This window comes from Allorhizobium undicola ORS 992 = ATCC 700741 (assembly GCF_000621665.1).
Classification (GTDB): domain Bacteria; phylum Pseudomonadota; class Alphaproteobacteria; order Rhizobiales; family Rhizobiaceae; genus Allorhizobium; species Allorhizobium undicola.
Genome location: NZ_JHXQ01000029.1, coordinates 13,656 through 32,054 on the forward strand (window position 1 = coordinate 13,656; position 18,399 = coordinate 32,054).

Here is an 18,399-nt window from a genome sequence, read left to right on the forward strand (position 1 = left end):
CGCCGGTAGCTCGGGATTACTGTGACCTGAAAGGACTTTGAGGTGGCGTTTACCCAGCAATTTTTTACGGCTGATAGCCATTTCGGCCATCAGTTGATGCTCAAATTTCGTCCGTTCTCGACCGTCGATGAAATGGACGAGCACCTGATTGACGTCTGGAACGCGGTCGTGCGCCCGGACGATATCGTCTGGCATCTGGGTGATTTTTCCTGCCACGATGAGGCCCGTACCAAGGAGATTTTCCAGCGTCTGCAGGGGCGTAAACGCCTGATCCTCGGCAACCACGATCTGCATGCCGACGGCAAGCCGAGGAAGTCGATCCGTGGCCTGGCTTGGGATCAGCCTCCCACACATTACGCCGAGACCAAAATCGACGGTGACCGCATCATCCTGCATCATTACGCGATGCGCACGTGGTCTGCATCGTGCCATGGCAGCTGGCATTTGTATGGCCATTCGCATGGACGCCTGCCTGCCTATGGCCGGTCGCGCGATTGCGGTGTCGACTGCCCTGATACCGGTTATGCGCCCATGACTTTCCAGCAGCTGACGGCAGGTATGCGTGATGCGGAGGTGGTCGCATGAAGAAGGAGGATATCGACTTTTTCAGCACTGAATATCCTCATTGGTGGGATGAAAAACTGGAATCGCTGCCGAATGGTCACGTCGATTTGCTGGCGGGATTGCTGCATCAATGCGAACTGATCGCCGTTGATCATGGTGATACGTCGCCTTGGGTCACCCTGCATTTTGAGCGGTTAGAAAATGAAGGCGGTCTGTTCCGCGCGAGCGCCGCACCGCTGGTCGATTTCGAAAAGTGGACTGACGGCTCGGCGATTGCGCTGATCATTGCGCTCCAGTTTTTCAACAAACGCCAGAGCCTTATCTGCAAGGTCTGCGGCCAACCGTCAGGTGGCATCGTTTGTGAGGAGCATCGCAATGTCGATTGAAGACCTCCGTGGACGCCAGCGTCAGACCCTGGAAAAGGCCGGACACAGCACTCTGTGGCTGAAACTCACTGAGGAGATGTCGATGCAACAGGATCATTTCCACCAACTGCAGGCGCTTCATGGCAAATACTGCCACGGCTCCGTTGCTACGCTGCCTGATGGGTGGACCGAGATCGTCGGGCAATTCCTTGCTGCTGTGGACGACCTCGGTGACCTTGCCGATGCTGTGTCATTGCGCTTTGAACGGTGCCCCGACGGTGCTCGTGCTTTCGCATTTCCCGAAATGTCGCGGTGGCATCCTCATCAGATGCACTCGCTTCGCATTGCACAGCGGGAACTGTTGCATGCATCCCGCGAAACCTGCGAGCGCTGCGGCACGGGTAACTCGATCCCCGTTACCGTCGGCGAGCATGGCTTCTTTTTGTGCGAAGAACATACAGCGGAGGTCCAGGTGAAGCTGGATGCGTTGACTGAGGCCATGGATGATCGCGCGCAATTCCGTGAACAGGTTTCTGACATCCTACCGCCCACAACCGCACTCCTGTTACCGATGAATGACTACAACACGCGGATCATGCGCAAGGCACTGATGGACATCAAAGCAATTGTCGACACCCAGGGCCTGACGGGACATGTGATGGCGACCAAAGTCATTGAATCTGACGGTCAGCTTTTCATGAACGTCCGGTGCGGCCCTCAAGTTGACCCGGCAACACAGTTCGAGATTGCCGACATCGTCAAGCACGCGGAATGGGAAAGCGATCAGGCGCACCTGAAATCGGGAAAGAAGTCCGGCGATGACGCATGACGAATATGTCGCCTACATCCGCGAGCGCTATTCCGATCTTTTTGACCCGACAAATTCGGACGAAGACTGGCGGTACTTGGTCACCATCGGACCCGGCTGGTGGCACCTTTTCACCGATTTTTGCGAGCAAATGGAAAGTATCCTGCGCCATCACGATGAGGTCGGCCGCTGGTACATCCGGCAGGCGAAGGAAAAATTCGGCGAGCTGCGCATCTATGTCCGCCCAGCGCCTTACGAACGCACTGATGTAGATGGTTTCTCGGAATGGGTCGACGATATCGATCCGCCCGAGCCGTCCGCCGTCCAGGAAATGATCAGCATTGTACGCGAGCAAATCGTCGGCCGAGCCAACCACACTTGTGAGGATTGCGGTGAGCCTGGTGGGCTGCGGGTGATCGACGGTTGGTATCGCACGTGCTGCGACCGGCATTTCCATGAATTGCAGGAGGCGAAGGGATCGATATGACTGAGAGTTCAAAAGGCTCGCTGATAAAAGCAGCCCACGGCCGGATCGTTGAAGCCCGTCGTAAGGCCGCGATCCATGACGGTGACCTTGAGCGGGCTCGACCGGCGTATCATGTCGGAGAGGGCTGGCACGCAATCCTCGATGATCTCGTTCGCGATTTCTCGGAGATCGAAGGCCTCGGATTTTTGGCGGCTCATGAAAAATGGGGCGAGTTGAGGGTCGCGTATTTGTATTCAGGCGACCGGCAAGCTGATGTCGACGCAGTCGAGCATCGTGCACGTGATCGTTGCTTATCAACTTGCTGGTACTGCGGACAGCCCGGGCGGATGCGGAAAGAGCGCTGGTGGCGGGTCCGTTGCGATGAGCATTGGAGCGTGGAATGAACGACGACAACGCCTCCAGCGAATTTCGGACTGGCTTTTTCGGCGACCGTGACACTGCCTGGATCGAAACATTCCATAGGGTCCAGCGCCAGCATCGCGACGACATAAACGCTTTCGCCCAAGCGTTCCTCGATTCTCATCCCGTCGCCGATCAGCGCACGGCCGAGGCGATCCGTACTTGGGCTGATCAGCTGCCTTGGCAGGACGGCCGTGACGGGGTCGAGCAGGCGCGGATGGGCGTGAGAATGGCTATAGCAATGAGGATGTCCTATGCCTCGGAACCACAAAAAACCTATTCATTTTTGGAATTCGCGAAGCTGCTCGGCGTCAAAGAACATTCGATCTGGCACATTGTCGACGTTGGCGACATCCGCCCACATGCAATCCTCGACGACTATCATGACAAGCCGCTGCCTGAGGTCATCGACAGCCTGCGTTTTTCGGAAAGCGACGCCGATATCTTCCGCAATGAGTTCCGACGTCGTCGACACGAGGATTTCAAAATTGAGTATGCTGATGTCTACGTTCCTGACGAAGGTCCAGGTGCTCGTGGCCTCGAAATCGGCCCGGGCTGGATCGGGATCGTAAGTGAATTCTGCGACCAGCTGCGGTCATGGAACGCTGGCGGCTGGAGCGTTCACTTGCGCTGGGGTAAGGAAAAATTTGGAGCCTTACGCCTTTTCACCGACGGCTATCACGTCACATCCACACCGCTCCAGTCATACTGGCTGTCACGCCTGCGAGAGCGAGCACGGCGGCAGAGCCTGCGAACGTGCCAGGAGTGTGGCCAGCCAGGACGCCTTCGTTTGGGCGCTCACGCAGGAACGCTTTGCGACCGGCACAAGCACCTCGTCGGCGCGCTGCGTGCGGATGACGGTGTTATCCTCGATCCTGATCATGCGGATGCAGACAACCCGCCGAAGTGGACCGATGCCGAGCTAGGCCTCGACGAAGGAACGAGCATGGACATGGCCAAGCAAATGGAAATTGATTTCAAGCCATTCCTCGATCCCGACCTTGTGCTCGATGGCACCGACCAGGAGCTGGCTGATCTCCGTCAAAAGCTGCTGGCGGTCGACCGTGCAATCGGCAGGCACCCGATGTCGACCATTGATGAGATCAAGCGCGACGCGATCATCGCGGAGATCGAGATGATCATGAGTGGAGAGCAATCGTGATCGCGAACGACAATAACCCGAAAATCCGCACCCGAGACTACACCTGGTCGTTGGAATTCCTGGCGCATTATCTCATGGCACCAGGCTGCCGAGTCGTCCTCGACGCGGAGCAATTCGAAGTCTTGAAGGCGTATCTCGCCCACATCGAAGCTGTCGGAGAGGATACCAATTTCCAACTGGAAATGTGTGTTGATTACCGCGACCATGCAACGTCAGCAGGCTATGGCGTCAGTTGGGATAACGACGGTTCGCCATTTCAGGATGACCTGATCGACGCGATCATGGTCGACATGGTCCAAAATCTTGGCTTCGTCGCGGGCTCGATTTTCCGCGAAGGCTACATCACGCCCCTGGAAGATATCGACGGCCGGATCGCGGAAATCCGCGCCAAGGTGGCCGCCAAACACAATGTCTGACTTCGGAACCTAAACCCGTTTCAGTTCAACTGCTGCTTCCAGGACGCCGGTTTCCTTAGGGTTTCCGGCACCTCCCTGCCATCCAAAAGCAGCCGCATCATCTCCAGCTGACGTTCTTCCTCGGCCGGGTCCGGCTCCGGCTGATCCACATCGTATGCGCGGATCATCTCGTAAAAGGTGCCGACATAGTCGATGCCCAATGCCTCCATTACATCATCGCGGTCGACGTCATCAGACGCGTAATAGCGCTCTATCCAGTCGATAATGATCACGTCACCATGCCGTTCACGGATCGCCTGGATATCGGCCTCGTAATCGTCACGGACCCGGTCTGGACGGAATATTGACATAGGACAAAAATCCTTTTGCGGCCGACGGGATTGGCTCTCACAATCATTGAAAAGATAAGTGAGACTACCATGGCTGAGCGGAAATGGACAAACGACGAGGCAACGCAGCTCATAGAATTGGCTGAAGCAGGACTGACCGTTGACGAGATCGGTGAACGTTTAGATCGAACTGGCGGGGCAGTGCGGGTCAAGGCCAACAGGATCGGCGTCGACTTTTATGTCCGCGATATCGGAAAGTTTCCAGCGAAGCGGCGATCCGAAAAGCTCGATTGTATGATGTGCCGCCTACCCATGGTCTCCACCTGGGCAGGTAATCGCATATGCGACAGCTGCAAGAAAACCGAGCTGTATCGGTGTTCTTAGAAAAACATTCCATTCCAGCGTTTTCAGCAGTTTGGCGCGAAATCCATCCAAACTGCTGAACGTATTGATTTTCCAGCCGAAGAAATAAGGCACGAAAAATGGAATGTTACTACTTTCCCCGCAGACCCTTTATTGGGGTAAATTGTAACAAGGGTTTAGACAAGTTTTTTGCTTTTCTTTCAAAGGGCTAGGCACCACGTCGGCCGACATTTATCTTATTCCCACGTCAACAGTTTTGGAGTAGTAAATGGACCCCCACATGCAAGAGATTATGCGCCTGCACGAGGAAGACTTAGCCGCCACCAGACGCGCACTGGAAATGATGGATCAGATACGCGAGTCACTTCGTCTTCAACAGACCGAGGACGACACACCAATCCCGCTTGCGCGTGCTGTGTGCCATCCAATCCTTGGAGGTATCCTCCGGCGCGATCCGAGTGGTGATGTTCCAGGACCCAGCTTTACTGAAAACAGCCTCCGGCTCGCGATCTCCAAGGGCCATTTGGAGTGCACCTGGGTTGCCGGTAAACAGTATGTCACACCTGCAGCGCTTCGGGCGTGGCTGGCGACAACGGATGATCAGCGGAAACCTGAGAAGCGAACGGTCATTGAATTGACCACCAGACCGAAAACGCTACGCGAAAAGAGACAGGGCAATGCGTCTGTCGAAAGCGCCTCGGCCAAACTCCTGTCGATGAAGGTCGCGCTGGCGAAGAAGAAGGGTAAGTGAATGGGTCGAAAGGCGCAGGGTGCTCGGGCTTGGCACGACAAGAAGATCGACAAGTGGCACATCCGAGACGGCAATAAGAAGATCAGCCTCGGCTTTGGTAAGGAAGAGCCGGGCAGCGAGGCCAGAGCTTGGAGGGAAGTCGACAAGTACGTCTCCGAGAAGGAGGCGGGCAGTCGGCTGCAGCTGCGGCGGCAATCGACATCAGACATTTCTGTTGCCGATATCGTGACGTTCTATGTCGAGCGCCGCATTGAAAAATTTGTGCCATCCGCAGATTACCCGACGCCTATTGCACGTCCAGAGGACGTGATCGCGCGATTGACTGCGATCCTCGATTTCTTCCAGGACTTGCCACTCGATGACATCAGTCGCATCAAGTGCGAGGACTTCGGCGTCTACGTCCACAATCGCGAGATTGAGCGGGAAAAGGCACTCTATGAGTTCCGCATGGGGCGCTATTTGGAAAAGCTGGAGGCTTACGAGAAGAAGGTCAGCGCCCGCGAAAAGTTTGTTGCCGATCTCGCGGCGCGCGGATGGAACCGGGTCTTGAAACCGTTGCGGACGCTGCGCCCTGAGCCACTGAAGCCCTTCAATCCATCACTCGTTGAGTATCGCCCGTCAGCGTCGCGACGATATCTCGAAGACCTGTCTGCGGCCATCACTTTCAGCGTTAAATACGAGCTAATCAAACACAAAGTCCATATCTTTATGCCGCCGAAGTACGATCCTCGGTCGGCAATCTTCAGCTTCACCGAAATGAAGAAGCTCCTGAGAGCGGCCTATTCCTTCGTCGGCATGGGATGGGTCAACGGAAAGCCTGTGAAGGGCCTGCATACCAGACGGCACCTGTACCGGTTCATCCTTCTGGCTATCAGCACTGGGTCGCGCAAGGATAAGGTCGAACGTGTCGGCTATGAGGACGTCGGCGACCGGCCATGGGTAGAGCTGTGGCAGGAAAGGGTGACACGGGAACATCGTGTGACAGGCGAGGAATATCAAGCTCTCGAATGGCGTGGTCGCTATCACCGGCTCGGTGATGACGAAGTCCGATATAAAACGAAGAGGGCTCCAGATTTCCCGATCACCGCCATCGCGGCAAATCGACTGGCTCGATGGCAGCGTCAGGGCATCCAGTATCCTTGCGCATATCCCTACCGCCGCACCGGAAAAGAGGAGCCAGGCGACGTATCGGACGGCATGCGCGCACTGTTCGATGAAGTGTTGGGAGTGGACAACGAATTTTCGATCCACATTTTCCGTCACACCGCCGCGACTTGGATGTGCTCGCAGGCGGACTTTCCTCTGCCTTCCATCGCTGCTTACCTCGGCATGTCGACTGAGACCCTGGTTAAGACTTACGCTAAGCACAGAGAACAAGACCTGCAGAAAATCGCCGAAGGGATGTCTGATTCCTCGCGAGCTGATCACAAGCGCCAGTTGCGCGGGACGAACCCAAAACAGGTCAAGAACGCCCGACAGAAATCGACAGTTATCGACAGAATGGAAACGAACGGGACTGAACAGGAATCGACAGGAATGGTAAAAAATGTTGTAAAAACAAGCAAAGATGCTGCATAGAAAGGCGACTCAATTCCTATCGGCAATCGTTCGGGACGTGGGGGTCGAGTGTTCGAATCACTCCACTCCGACCAGTTTACTTATCCCCGAAGTTTCTGTTCAGTTGCAGGGCGTTGCGCCCGTAGCGTTCTGGTTTCCGCTTCATGGCGAATGGCCTTTCTCGATGTGCCGACCCGCCCTGATTTGGCCCTTGAATCCATCTGTGCAATTGGCCAATGGCTGGCCGTGATGCCGGTTGCGCTGCTGCGTGGGATGGGTTCGTCCCTCCTCCGGTTCGTTTGGCACACAGCATAGAGAACGTTAAAATCTTCATAGTATATTGCCGTCAACGATGCCGTTTTGCGTCAGGCAGGCTGCGAGCCGTTTCGCGGACAGGCTTGCAAGGAGCAACACTTTCTACCCGGCATCGACAAGGATAGGATCATGCAGAAAATTGCCAGTGACAAGGCGGGCGCGGAAGAATTGCGGCGGGCACTGGGGCGCAGCCGCAGTGGCTTTGCAGCGATCGGCCTGTTCAGTTTCTTCGTCAATCTTCTGGTGCTGACGGGGCCGCTTTTCATGCTTCAGGTCTATGATCGCGTGCTGGCGGCGCGGTCCGAGGCCACCTTGCTTGTGCTGTTTCTGCTGATTGTCGTGCTTTATGGCATCATGGGCGTGCTGGATCATGTGCGCGCGCGCATCTCGGCGCGCATCGGCGCGCGCTTTCAGGAAGAGTTCGAAATGCGGGTTTTCCGCGCCCTGCTGGAGCGCAACAGCCTGTCGCGGCGCGGCGTTTCGAGCGCCAGCGGGATGCGCGATCTCGATGCCGTGCAGAAAATGCTGGCTTCTCCTGCGGTGTTCGCGATCTTCGACATTCCGTGGACGCCGGTTTTCCTGTTCATCATCTTCGTCTTCCATCCGTGGATGGGCTATCTGGCCGTGGCGGGCGGCCTGATCCTGGTGGGGCTGACGCTGCTGAACCAGAGCGCCACGAAACGCCACCAGTTGCAGGCGGCGGAAGCCGGCCGCAAGAGCGATGAATTCACCGCTTCCCTTGGCCGCGATGCCGATGCCGTGCGGGCGCTGGGCATGTTGCGCTCTGCCGCGCCACGCTGGCAGGCGGCCCGGCGGCAGGCGCTTCTGGCCCATATCTCCTATTCCGATGCCAATGGTTTTTACGCCACCGCCTCGAAAACTTTCCGCGTCTTCCTGCAATCGGCCATTCTGGCGCTGGGGGCGTGGCTGGTGCTGCGGGGAGAGATCAAGGCAGGCGCCATGATTGCCGGCTCCATTCTCATTGGCCGGGCGCTTGCCCCCATCGAGGCGGCAATTGGCCAGTGGAGCCTTGTGCAGCGCGCCCATGAGGGCTGGAAAAATCTTTCCACCTTGTTGCAGCAGGTTCCCGCCCATGAGGAGCGCACGGTGCTGCCGCGCCCGCGCGCCATGCTTTCGCTGCAACAGGTGACAGCCGTTCCGCCGGGGGAGCAGGTTGCAACGCTGCGCATGGTCAGCATGGATCTTATTCCGGGCACCGCCCTTGGCGTCATCGGTCCCAGCGGTTCTGGTAAATCCACGCTGGCGCGGCTGCTGACGGGCGTTTGGCCGCTGATGGGCGGCAAGATCCGGCTGGATGGCGCAACACTTGACCAATATGGCGACGATCTGGCCGATCATGTGGGCTATCTGCCGCAGGATGTGGTGCTGTTCGAAGGCACGATCAGCGAAAATATCGCCCGCCTCGCCGGAAGCCCCGACCCGGAAAAGGTTATTGCGGCGGCGAAAAAGGCCGCGGCCCACGACATGATCCTCAAGCTGCCGCAGGGCTATGACACCCGCCTGCCCGCCACCGGCCAGCGCCTTTCCGGCGGCCAGAAACAGCGCATTGGCCTTGCCCGCGCCCTTTACGGCGATCCCGTCCTGCTGGTGCTGGACGAGCCCAATTCCAACCTCGATGCCGAAGGCTCGGAAGCGCTCAACCGCGCCATTCGCGGGCTGAAGGCGGCAGGTGGTGCGGCCGTCATCATGGCGCATCGTCCGGCGGCCATCGAGGAATGCGAGATGGTGATGATCCTCGATCAGGGGGCGCGTGTCGCCTTTGGCCCGCGCGACGAGGTGTTGCGCAGCCATGTGCGCAATGCCGCCGTTATCGGGATGCCCGCTGGCAGCCCGCTCAAGCAGTAAGGGGTTTTCACCATGGCTCTCATTTCGCTTACTCCTTCGAAAACCTCCAGCCCCTGGAACACCACCGCCCACACCGCCCTTGGCTTCGGCACGCTGGCCGTGCTGGTGCTGGGGCTTGGCCTGTGGGGCAATCTCACCACCATTAACGGCGCCGTTGTCACCGGCGGCGCGGTGGAGGTGGAAACCAACCGTCAGGTGGTGCAGCACCAGACCGGCGGCATCGTCAAGGAAATCCTCGTCAAGGAAGGCGATGTGGTGCAGCCGGGGCAGGTTCTGCTGCGCTTCGACGATACGCTGGACCGCGCCGAGTTCAACATTGTCCAGAACCAGCTTTTCTCGCTGCTGGCAATGGCGGCGCGGCTGAAGGCCGAACAGCTCGATCAGGACGAGATCGCGTTCGATCCTGAACTTCTCGACCGCTCCCGCACGGATAGCCACGCGAAAGACGTGGTGGAGGGGCAAAAGATGCTGCTTCTGGCCCGACGCGAAAGCCGCGAAAAGCAGGTGGGCCAATTGCAGGAGCGCAAGCGCCAGACATCCCAGCAGGTGGAAGGACTGACGGCAAAGCTTGCGGCGCTGAAAGAGCAGCGGCGGCTGATCGGCGAGGAACTGGAAGGCCAGAACAAGCTGTTCAAGGACGGGCTGACCCAGACCAGCCGCGTCATGACCCTGCAACGCGCCGGTGTGGAAACCGATGGCGAGATTGCCACCACCCAGGCCAGCATTGCCGAAAGCCGGGCCAAGATCGCCGAAATCGAAATCGCCATACTCAATGTCAGCAGCCAGGTGCGCGAAGAGGCGATCACGCAATTGCGCGAAAGCGAGGCGCAGATTGCCGAGCTGCGGCAGAAGCGCGCCTCCTCGCTGGAAACCTTGAGCCGCATGGAAGTGACCGCGCCCGTGGGCGGCGTGGTCTTCGGCCTCACCGTTCATGCGCTGCGGGCCGTGGTGCGCACGGCAGAGCCCATTCTCTATCTCATCCCGCAAAATGTGGGCCTTGTGATCAGCACCAATCTGCCGCCCAACGAAATCGATCAGGTGCATGTGGGGCAGAAGGCCGATCTGGTCTTCGGCGTGTTCGACCGCCGCCAGACGCCGGATATTCACGGCACGGTGGTCGAGGTTTCCGCCGATGTCTTCAACGACGAAAAAACCGGAAACAGCTTTTACAAGGCCAAGATCCGCCCGGATGAAGGCGAAATCGCGCGGTTGGGCAATGTGCATGTGCTGCCGGGAATGCCGGTAGAGGCCTTTATCCAGACCTCGGAACGCTCACCCATGGCCTATCTGCTGAAGCCCATGGCGCTTTATTTCAACAAGGCCTTCCGCGAAAGATAAGATTGGAACCATGCCCCGTCAGGGCCCGATCTTCGGGGTTTTCAACCCCTCGAAAATCGAGGGGGCGTCGCCTTGCGGGGCGTCCTCCTCGTCACCCTGCATGGCGCCATCGGATTGCAGGGTGCCATAGGCGCCCTTGTCCTGAAGGGCGGGATCCTCCGTCATGCCGGGAGCGGAGGGCGTTTCCCCATTGAGGTCGAGCGGCGGCTGCGCCTTGATCGGCAGCGGCACATAGAGCGATACGGTGACGATGACCGCGATGACGATCAGCCAGCTTCCCACGATGCGGGCAGGAATGACCAGCCACGCCCCCTTGAAGCAGCGCAACAGAAAAGCGGGCGCCAGAATGATCCAGAGCGCCGATAACACCGAGGCCGTGGCGAAGGCGGCGATGCCGACGCCGAAATCATCCAGACCGAGAAACAGCGAAAAGGAAAAGGCGACCAGCGCCGCCGCACAATAGACGGCCCGGTCCCGCCATTTTCCCGGCAGCCAAAGGCTGATGCCGCTTGCCGCCACGGCCACGGGAGCGACCAGATAGAGGATCTCATCCAGGCCGCCTTCGCGGATCAATGTGAAGATACCGTCGAAAAACAGCAGCATGGGCAGCAGAACGGCCAGAAAAATGCCGATGGCGAGCGCCATTTGCCGCCGTTTTTCCATCATGGCCACGCCCACGGCCATGCCCAGCATGGCCAGCACCAGATCATAAACGGAGAAGGTGAACAGCGCGCCAAGCTCGGTAAAGCCGTAATCATGGGTAAAGAGCTGCGAAACGGCCAGCAGAAACAGGCCGAACCCGGCAAACAAGGCAGACGCCTTGAAACGGTCCTGCCGCATGACGTGGCGGAACCATTCGCGACGCTGCGCAGCCGGATTTGCCTTTCCCGGATTTACCTTTGCCGGGTTTTCCTTGGCGGAAGGCGTTACCTCGGGCTCCCTGCCCTTCTGGCGGCGCTTGCGAGAAGCCCCGGCGGTTTTTTGCAGCTTGCTCATCGCGCCTGCCCTTCCCGGCCGGTTTCGCGCCCCAAGAGCGAAACCATGCCTGTCCATCATCCAGGCATGATGGCGCAAGAGCGATGGCTCCCGTCCGGACACGACCTGCGGATGCAGCCGCAATCCGCGCCGCATCGTGAGGCTCTCTTCTCACAAACCGGCTGATTTGTCACCGTCAGGCAGGCAAAAGCTCAACACGGGCAAGCCGGGCCGGTTCACAGTACACGACGCTACGGTTTTGCGTGTGGTTTACCCCCCTCTGTCCTGCCGGACATCTCCCCCTCAAGGGGGGAGATGCCTGGCAAGGCAGAGGGGGGGTAGGCCACACCAAATTCCTCAGCGTCGTGTACTGTGGGACCGGTTCCCACTTTTCCTGTAAATGCTTTATCTCGTCAGCCGGGCCATGCCGCTCGTCAGGTTTTTGGCAATGGCGTCATAAACCGTCTGGATGTTGGAGGTAGAGGCGTTCAGCGCATAATCCGTGCCACTGGAGCAGGTTTTCAGGTTGGCCGTATCGGCATCCGAACCGTAAGAAACAGTATAGATCTCGATCCCGGCTTTCTTGATCGCCTCGCAGGTGGCAAGAAATGCCTTGGTGGCGGTGGTATTGCAGCTATCGGTCTTGTTGTTGGAGCAAAGCCAGTCGAGCTTGTCTGTCTCACTGGCCCCATTGCTGTTGACGCCGTATTTGACGTTCATTTCGCCGTCGGTCATGAAAATCAGCACCTTGCGCACCTTGCTGGAATAATCCTGCGGCACGCTGCCGCCCCAGGCGCTGCGCCAGCGCGGCGAAAGCGTGTACCAGCCCGCAACAATGCCTGCATCGAGCCGGGTCGAGCCTTCCGAGGTCATTTTGGTGACGGCCGAGCGCAGCGTGGCGAAATCATTGGTGAGGCCGATTATCGGCGGCGGGCAATAGCTGAATTGTCCTGCCGCGCCGGGATTGGTATCCATGGCCACAAAGCCCTGGGTGGACGGCGGCGCATCGCCCGTGGCGGTCGATGAGAAGCTGCCGTTTTCATAAACCTCCACATCCGCACGCGGCTCCACGCAGCCCGCCCAATAATAGTTTGGCTTGGATGTATAGGCATATTGGGTGGTGCTATCCACCCAGGTCGCCAGCGTATAGCTGGAGCTACCGTAATAGGAACTCATGGTGGTCCAGCGCGTCGGCACGGCGGCGCTGCCATTATAGGCGCGCAGCCATCCGGTTTTCGTCATGCCGAAATTGACACGGCTGGAAAAGGGTACAATGGCAATACGGCTGTTGTTGATGGCCGCGGCATTATTGGAAAAATTGCCAAGAAAAGTCTGCACGGCCTTTTGCATCGGGGTAAACCGGCCGTCTTCGCGCATCGAGCTGGAGACGTCCAGCACCAGCGAAACCTCAACCGAGGTCTGGCCAATGGCGGAACAGGACTGAACGCTGACCGGCACCGAATTGACGGCGACAATCTGCATCAGCGTCGTCGCCACCGTCTCCTGAACGGTGATGCAGATTTCCGTCGCATCGCTGTTGACCGTCGGCCCGGCAATGCGCTTCAGGTCGGAACCGGCATTGGCAGCCAGATAGGTATCGATCTGGCTGGCAACCGTTGAAAGGCTGCTGCTGCCGGTATAGCTGGTCGATCCGGCCAGAATGGCCGAATCCGCCGCCGATTGCGCATCGACCTTGCGGTTATAGGCGCGCGCAAAGTCGATCGACACGCCCACGGCCAGAATGAGCGGCACTGCAAGCAGCGCCGACATGATCCCGAAATTTCCGCAATCGTCGCGCCCGAAGCGGGCAAACAGTGCCGACATCCGCATCCCAAACCCCTTCAGCCATTCGGCTCGTCCCGCATGGCCAGAGACTGGCTTCTTGGCGCGGTCCATCCATTTTGGCGCAAACCTATCGGGTTTTCGGTAAAGAACAGCAAAGATGTTTGGTTAAATTGAAAGAAAGATATTATTATCAAAGACTTATAAAAAAATCATTACATTTGTAATCGCAAATATGAAAAAATGAATCCGCGCGGCGCGCGAAGTCGCTGATTTAACGGAGAAAAAGCCGGAAGATCACGCCGGTCTGCCGCCGCTTGCCCTCCCCGCCAATACAGCGCCGGTCGGATTATGCTCTTGCGGCCGCCCGGATCGCCGCCTGTGCTGCCGCAAGCCTTGCAATCGGCACACGGAAGGGCGAGCAGGAAACATAATCCAGCCGGATGTCCTCGCAGAAGTGGATCGATGCCGGATCGCCACCATGCTCGCCGCAAATGCCGAGTTTCATGTCGGGCCGGGTCTGGCGTCCGCGCTCGGTTGCGATGCGGATCAGTTCTCCCACCCCGTCGAAATCCAGAGAGATGAAGGGGTCGCGCTCGATAATCCCCTTGCGCTGATAGGTCGGCAGAAAGGCGCTGGCATCGTCGCGCGACATGCCGAAGGTGGTCTGCGTCAGGTCATTGGTGCCGAAGGAGAAGAATTCGGCGGCTTCGGCAATCACATGGGCCCGCAGCGCGGCACGCGGCAACTCGATCATGGTGCCGACGAGATAGGAAATATGCAGGTCGCCTTCCTGCATCACATCACGCGCCACACGCTCGATGCAGGCCTTCACATAATCCAGCTCGGAGCGCAGCCCCACCAGCGGCACCATGATTTCCGGCTCCACCGGCGCACCGGTTTCTCTCGCGGCGGCAATGGCGGCCTCGAAAATGGCGCGGGCCTGCATCTCGGCAATTTCCGGATAGGAGATGGCCAGACGGCAGCCGCGATGGCCGAGCATGGGGTTGAATTCGTGCAGCGCCGAAACCCGCTCGGCCAATTGCCGTGGCTCCATGCCCATGGCCTGGGCAACTTCGGCGATTTCCTTGGCGCTTTTCGGCAGGAATTCATGCAATGGCGGGTCCAGCATACGGATTGTCACCGGCAGGCCATGCATGATCTTGAACAGCTCGGTAAAATCGGCCCGCTGCATTGGCAAAAGCTTGTCCAGCGCAGCGCGGCGCCCTTCCTCGCTTTCAGCCAGGATCATGTCGCGCATCACATGAATGCGGTCGCCTTCGAAAAACATGTGTTCGGTGCGGCAAAGGCCTATGCCTTCGGCCCCGAAGGCGCGGGCGGCGCGGGCATCCGACGGCGTATCGGCATTGGTGCGGATCTTCATGCGCCGCACCTTGTCGGCCCATTCCATCAGCCGCGCGAAATCGCCGGAAAGCTCCGGCTGCATCATGGCCACCGCCCCCTTCAGCACCTGGCCGGAGGTGCCGTCAATGGTGATGACATCGCCCTTCTTCAGCTTCACGCCAAGGCCGATCAGCACACCGTTACGCAGGTCGATCCGCATGGAGCCGGCCCCCACCACGCATGGAATGCCCATGCCGCGCGCCACCACCGCCGCATGGCTGGTCATGCCGCCGCGCGTGGTCAGCACGGCCTCTGCCGCGTGCATTCCGTGAATGTCCTCGGGGCTGGTTTCCACCCGCACGAGAATGACCTTGCGGCCTTCTTCCTCGGCAATCACCGCATCGTCGGCGGTAAAGACGATCTCGCCCGTGGCCGCCCCCGGCGAGGCCGGAAGCCCGGTGCCGATCACCTCCCGGTTTACCCGCGGATCGATGGTGGGATGCAGCAACTGGTCCAGCGAGGCAGGATCGATGCGGCTGACCGCCTCCTCGACGGTAATGACGCCCTCTTCCACCATGTCCACGGCAATCTTCATGGCCGCCTTGGTGGTGCGCTTGGCGCTGCGGGTCTGCAACATCCATAACGTTCCGCGCTCTATCGTGAATTCCACGTCCTGCACGTCGCGGTAATGGCGCTCCAGCCGCTCGCAAATGGCGGAAAATTCGGCAAAAACCTCCGGCATCAGCTTTTCCATGGAGGGCTTGTCGGAGCCGCAATCGAGCCGTCCCTGCTCGGTGATGGCCTGGGGCGTGCGAATTCCCGCCACCACATCCTCGCCCTGCGCATTGACGAGAAATTCCCCGTAGAGCGCCTTGTCACCGGTTGAAGGATTGCGCGTAAAAGCCACCCCCGTCGCCGAAGAGGAGCCGAGATTGCCGAAAACCATGGTCTGGATATTGACCGCCGTGCCGATATTGCCCGGAATATTGTGCAACAGGCGATAGGTCACGGCCCGCGAATTCATCCACGAGGCAAAGACGGCATTGACCGCGCCCCAGAGCTGCACTTCCGGATCCTGCGGAAAGGGCTCGCCCAACTCGTCCTCGATCATCTGCTTGTAGAGGCCGGTCACGCGCTGCCAGTTTTCCACCGTCATGTCGGTATCGTATTCGACACCCAGACGGCCCTTTTCGTCTTCGAGAATTTCGGCAAACACCTCGTGATCGATGCCAAGCACCACATCGCCATACATCTGGATGAAGCGGCGATAGCTGTCCCAGGCAAAGCGGGCGTCAGCGGAAACCCGCGCAAGCCCCTCGACGGTGTCGTCGTTCAGGCCGAGATTGAGAACCGTATCCAGCATTCCGGGCATGGAGGAGCGAGCGCCTGAGCGGACGGACAGCAGCAGCGGATTTTCCGCATCGCCAAAGCGGCGGCCGGACATGCGCTCTATTCCCGAAAGCGCCTCGCGCACCTCACGCTTCAACCCCTCCGGCAGGCTGCGGCCATGGCTGTAGAAATAGGAACAGGCATCGGTGACGATGGTCATGCCCGGCGGCACCGGCATACCAAGCAAAGCCATTTGCGCAAGATGCGCACCCTTGCCGCCCAGAAGATCGACGTCCCCGGCTCCTCCCTCGGCTTTTCCCCCACCGAAGGTGTAGACCCACTTTTGCATCGCCCGCCTCTTTCCCCCCGCATTCCCCTTCAAGGCGACGATGCGTCTCAATCCTCGCCCTGTTATCCGGGTCTATCCTATCCAGCGTGATTTGGAAACGCGGACCCTGACAAGTTTATAGTGCATTGCAGCATTATTTGGGCAGCCGCCTCATCAGGTGCAACATTCGCGTCGCCGATCAACATATCCTGAATACGACAGGCCTGCGACGGAACTCCTCCTTTCCATACAATCTGTTAGGGAAAAACGTCGCAAACAGGTCAAGCAATTGTGAAGGGAAATTAACCTTCCGGAAAGGTTCCGGGCCCTCCTCTTCGCTAAAACTCCCGGATTGAAACGACGAATGGAGAAAATATCGATGTCAGCCCTACAAACCATTCTGTTGACCCTTGCGCTGCTCAGCTTTTCGGCAAGCCTTGCCTCGGCGGCGCCGAAAATGGTTCGGCAGTTCGATCACTGGGGACTGTTTTCCTACAAGAGCGGCGGGCGCACGGTGTGCTACGTGCTGTCCGTGCCGGTGAAGGAAGATCCGGTGGGTGTGGATCACGGCAGGAATTTCTTTCTGATCGCACCGAAATCCGGTGCGTCTGGCGCCTATTATCCGCAGGCCGTGATGGGCTACAGCGTCAAACCCGGCACGACCATCGACCTTGCCGTGGATGGCAAGGCTTTCGCCATGCTGCCCAAAGATAATGTGGGCTGGACGCGGCAGGAGGCCGATGACAGCCGGGTGATCGCCGCCATGCAGCGCGGTTCCGATCTCAGCATCAAGGCAACCTCGCGGCGGGGAACGGAGACACGCTACACCTATTCCCTCAAGGGTGTGTCGGCGGCGCTGAAACAGGCCGCCGCCTGCCGGTAAGGCAAGGATGGCGATGCGGCCCCCTCTACGCTTTAGGCTGGCCCTGGCGCTTGCCATGCTGTGCGGCCTGCCGCCTGCGGCTAGAGCATAATCCGACCGGAGTGAAACGAGGATCGATAAGATTATGCTTCAAAAATAAGATGTTAGAGCGCCGATCTGATTCAGTCAGCACAGTACACGACGCTTACAGCGCCGTGCGTTTTATCAAACGCACAAAGGACGCTGTAACACTTTAAATCTGCTGCATAATTTTCACCTTAAATCGATTCCGATTTAAGGAATTATGCAGTAGGCATGTGGCGTGGCCTACCCCCCTCTGCCTTGCCAGGCATCTCCCCCTCAAGGGGGGAGATTGCAATACGGATAAAGCGCCATTCTTCAATGAATAGGTGTGGTGACGGCCTTTTTCAGGAATTCAGGCAGGGCCTTGATCTTGCCGATCTCCCCCCTTGAGGGGGAGATGTCCGGCAGGACAGAGGGGGGTAAACCACACGCAAAACCGTAGCCTCGTGTCCTGTGATTCAGTCAGATCGAAAAGCGCTCCCGGGTCCCCTTTGTCGAAAATGCGCTAGGTCGTGTGGACAGTTACCTGATCCATAGGACGATAGCTGCGATTGTGACGACTGCGAGATAGTTTCGTGCTGTTTTCTCGAAGCGTGTTGCGACCCTGCGGAAGTGCTTGAGCTTGGAGAAGCAGCATTCAATGAGATGGCGTTGGGCATAGAGATCCTTGTCCAGCGGGTGTTTCTTGGCGCGGGAAGGATTGTTAGGGATCACCGCCACTGCGCCTTTCTCGGCGATGGCGGCACGTAGGCGATCACTGTCATATGCGGTGTCTGCCATCACGATGTCGGCGGGTAAGTCTTCGATCAGAGCATCGGCTTGCGGCGCATCGCCTTTCTGGCCAGCGGTCAAAGTGAAGCGGACGGGGCAACCAAGGCCACGCACCGCCATGTGGATTTTGGTGCTCAGGCCCCCGCGAGAACGGCCAAGGGCTTGATCTTCAGCCCCTTTTTTGCACCGGCGGCGTGCTGATGG

At 58.5% G+C, this 18,399-nt stretch carries 17 protein-coding genes and 1 pseudogene; 12 read left to right on the forward strand and 6 right to left on the reverse strand.

All coding sequences use genetic code 11. The annotated features are described in order from the left end of the window. Positions 1-42 precede the first annotated feature (42 nt). The 4 genes from T424_RS0117840 to T424_RS0117855 are packed head-to-tail and all read left to right on the forward strand — an operon-like array spanning position 43 to position 2,224. A complete protein-coding gene (locus T424_RS0117840) occupies positions 43-585 on the forward strand; it encodes a hypothetical protein (protein ID WP_027488940.1) in 543 nt (180 codons plus the stop codon). Continuing rightward, complete coding sequence (locus T424_RS0117845; RefSeq protein WP_027488941.1) at positions 582-950, forward strand: hypothetical protein; 369 nt, start codon at positions 582-584, stop codon at positions 948-950. The genes T424_RS0117840 and T424_RS0117845 overlap by 4 nt, the downstream gene beginning before the upstream one ends. Further along, complete coding sequence (locus T424_RS0117850) at positions 940-1,758, forward strand: hypothetical protein (protein ID WP_027488942.1); 819 nt, start codon at positions 940-942, stop codon at positions 1,756-1,758. Before T424_RS0117845 ends, T424_RS0117850 begins: the two co-directional genes overlap by 11 nt. Beyond that, positions 1,748-2,224: a hypothetical protein gene (locus T424_RS0117855; protein WP_027488943.1), complete on the forward strand. Its 477-nt coding sequence runs from the start codon at positions 1,748-1,750 to the stop codon at positions 2,222-2,224. The genes T424_RS0117850 and T424_RS0117855 overlap by 11 nt, the downstream gene beginning before the upstream one ends. A gap of 8 nt (positions 2,225-2,232) precedes the next feature. On the opposite strand, the gene T424_RS0117860 is transcribed toward T424_RS0117855, so the two are convergent. Beyond that, positions 2,233-2,421: a hypothetical protein gene (locus T424_RS0117860; RefSeq protein WP_027488944.1), complete on the reverse strand. Its 189-nt coding sequence runs from the start codon at positions 2,419-2,421 to the stop codon at positions 2,233-2,235. Between the two features lie 182 nt (positions 2,422-2,603). Here T424_RS0117860 and T424_RS0117865 point away from each other — a divergent pair, with 182 nt between their 5' ends. Continuing rightward, a complete protein-coding gene (locus tag T424_RS0117865) occupies positions 2,604-3,785 on the forward strand; it encodes a hypothetical protein (protein ID WP_037068252.1) in 1,182 nt (393 codons plus the stop codon). After that, the gene (locus T424_RS0117870) at positions 3,782-4,201 is read left to right on the forward strand and encodes a hypothetical protein (protein ID WP_027488946.1); all 420 of its coding nucleotides are present in this window, start codon (positions 3,782-3,784) and stop codon (positions 4,199-4,201) included. The genes T424_RS0117865 and T424_RS0117870 overlap by 4 nt, the downstream gene beginning before the upstream one ends. 20 nt (positions 4,202-4,221) lie before the next feature. Here T424_RS0117870 and T424_RS0117875 read toward each other — a convergent pair whose 3' ends face one another. After that, positions 4,222-4,551 (reverse strand): hypothetical protein, encoded by a 330-nt coding sequence (locus T424_RS0117875; RefSeq protein WP_027488947.1) that lies wholly within the window; start codon positions 4,549-4,551, stop codon positions 4,222-4,224. 69 nt (positions 4,552-4,620) lie between these two features. On the opposite strand from T424_RS0117875, the gene T424_RS0117880 reads away from it, so the two are divergent. The 5 genes from T424_RS0117880 (at position 4,621) to T424_RS0117905 (ending at position 10,720) form a co-directional block, all read left to right on the forward strand. Next, on the forward strand, positions 4,621-4,914 hold the full coding sequence (locus tag T424_RS0117880; protein WP_027488948.1) for a hypothetical protein: 294 nt from the start codon (positions 4,621-4,623) through the stop codon (positions 4,912-4,914). 259 nt (positions 4,915-5,173) lie between these two features. Beyond that, a complete protein-coding gene (locus T424_RS0117885; RefSeq protein WP_154664980.1) occupies positions 5,174-5,644 on the forward strand; it encodes a hypothetical protein in 471 nt (156 codons plus the stop codon). Next, on the forward strand, positions 5,645-7,222 hold the full coding sequence (locus tag T424_RS0117890; protein WP_027488950.1) for a site-specific integrase: 1,578 nt from the start codon (positions 5,645-5,647) through the stop codon (positions 7,220-7,222). A gap of 423 nt (positions 7,223-7,645) precedes the next feature. Further along, the gene (locus T424_RS0117900; protein ID WP_027488951.1) at positions 7,646-9,382 is read left to right on the forward strand and encodes a type I secretion system permease/ATPase; all 1,737 of its coding nucleotides are present in this window, start codon (positions 7,646-7,648) and stop codon (positions 9,380-9,382) included. A 12-nt stretch (positions 9,383-9,394) separates the two neighbouring features. After that, positions 9,395-10,720, forward strand: coding sequence for an HlyD family type I secretion periplasmic adaptor subunit (locus T424_RS0117905; protein WP_051559205.1), 1,326 nt, complete (start codon positions 9,395-9,397; stop codon positions 10,718-10,720). An 18-nt stretch (positions 10,721-10,738) separates the two neighbouring features. Here T424_RS0117905 and T424_RS21425 read toward each other — a convergent pair whose 3' ends face one another. From T424_RS21425 to ppdK, 3 genes are all read right to left on the reverse strand, one after another. Continuing rightward, on the reverse strand, positions 10,739-11,851 hold the full coding sequence (locus T424_RS21425; RefSeq protein ID WP_051559207.1) for a hypothetical protein: 1,113 nt from the start codon (positions 11,849-11,851) through the stop codon (positions 10,739-10,741). Positions 11,852-12,100: 249 nt separating this feature from the next. Further along, the gene (locus T424_RS0117915) at positions 12,101-13,525 is read right to left on the reverse strand and encodes a TadE/TadG family type IV pilus assembly protein (RefSeq protein WP_027488953.1); all 1,425 of its coding nucleotides are present in this window, start codon (positions 13,523-13,525) and stop codon (positions 12,101-12,103) included. Between the two features lie 301 nt (positions 13,526-13,826). Beyond that, positions 13,827-16,499, reverse strand: coding sequence for a pyruvate, phosphate dikinase (gene ppdK / locus T424_RS0117920; protein WP_027488954.1), 2,673 nt, complete (start codon positions 16,497-16,499; stop codon positions 13,827-13,829). 358 nt (positions 16,500-16,857) lie between these two features. On the opposite strand from ppdK, the gene T424_RS0117925 reads away from it, so the two are divergent. Next, a complete protein-coding gene (locus T424_RS0117925) occupies positions 16,858-17,361 on the forward strand; it encodes an invasion associated locus B family protein (protein ID WP_027488955.1) in 504 nt (167 codons plus the stop codon). Positions 17,362-17,946: 585 nt separating this feature from the next. Here the strand turns inward: T424_RS0117925 and T424_RS0117930 are convergent. Further along, positions 17,947-18,399 (reverse strand): annotated as a pseudogene (locus T424_RS0117930) (IS5 family transposase); the annotation flags it as partial.

What these genes read in the sequence shown, in the direction of transcription:
- T424_RS21425 (WP_051559207.1), bottom strand. Translation starts at nt 11,851, where the DNA reads ATGCGGCGCGGATTGCGGCTGCATCCGCAGGTCGTGTCCGGACGGGAG.
- T424_RS0117865 (WP_037068252.1), top strand. Translation starts at nt 2,604, where the DNA reads ATGAACGACGACAACGCCTCCAGCGAATTTCGGACTGGCTTTTTCGGC.
- T424_RS0117860 (WP_027488944.1), bottom strand. Translation starts at nt 2,421, where the DNA reads ATGAGCCGCCAAAAATCCGAGGCCTTCGATCTCCGAGAAATCGCGAAC.
- T424_RS0117845 (WP_027488941.1), top strand. Translation starts at nt 582, where the DNA reads ATGAAGAAGGAGGATATCGACTTTTTCAGCACTGAATATCCTCATTGG.
- T424_RS0117900 (WP_027488951.1), top strand. Translation starts at nt 7,646, where the DNA reads ATGCAGAAAATTGCCAGTGACAAGGCGGGCGCGGAAGAATTGCGGCGG.
- T424_RS0117875 (WP_027488947.1), bottom strand. Translation starts at nt 4,551, where the DNA reads ATGTCAATATTCCGTCCAGACCGGGTCCGTGACGATTACGAGGCCGAT.
- T424_RS0117880 (WP_027488948.1), top strand. Translation starts at nt 4,621, where the DNA reads ATGGCTGAGCGGAAATGGACAAACGACGAGGCAACGCAGCTCATAGAA.
- T424_RS0117915 (WP_027488953.1), bottom strand. Translation starts at nt 13,525, where the DNA reads ATGCGGATGTCGGCACTGTTTGCCCGCTTCGGGCGCGACGATTGCGGA.
- T424_RS0117905 (WP_051559205.1), top strand. Translation starts at nt 9,395, where the DNA reads ATGGCTCTCATTTCGCTTACTCCTTCGAAAACCTCCAGCCCCTGGAAC.
- T424_RS0117925 (WP_027488955.1), top strand. Translation starts at nt 16,858, where the DNA reads ATGTCAGCCCTACAAACCATTCTGTTGACCCTTGCGCTGCTCAGCTTT.
- T424_RS0117885 (WP_154664980.1), top strand. Translation starts at nt 5,174, where the DNA reads ATGCAAGAGATTATGCGCCTGCACGAGGAAGACTTAGCCGCCACCAGA.
- T424_RS0117890 (WP_027488950.1), top strand. Translation starts at nt 5,645, where the DNA reads ATGGGTCGAAAGGCGCAGGGTGCTCGGGCTTGGCACGACAAGAAGATC.
- T424_RS0117855 (WP_027488943.1), top strand. Translation starts at nt 1,748, where the DNA reads ATGACGCATGACGAATATGTCGCCTACATCCGCGAGCGCTATTCCGAT.
- T424_RS0117850 (WP_027488942.1), top strand. Translation starts at nt 940, where the DNA reads ATGTCGATTGAAGACCTCCGTGGACGCCAGCGTCAGACCCTGGAAAAG.
- ppdK (WP_027488954.1), bottom strand. Translation starts at nt 16,499, where the DNA reads ATGCAAAAGTGGGTCTACACCTTCGGTGGGGGAAAAGCCGAGGGAGGA.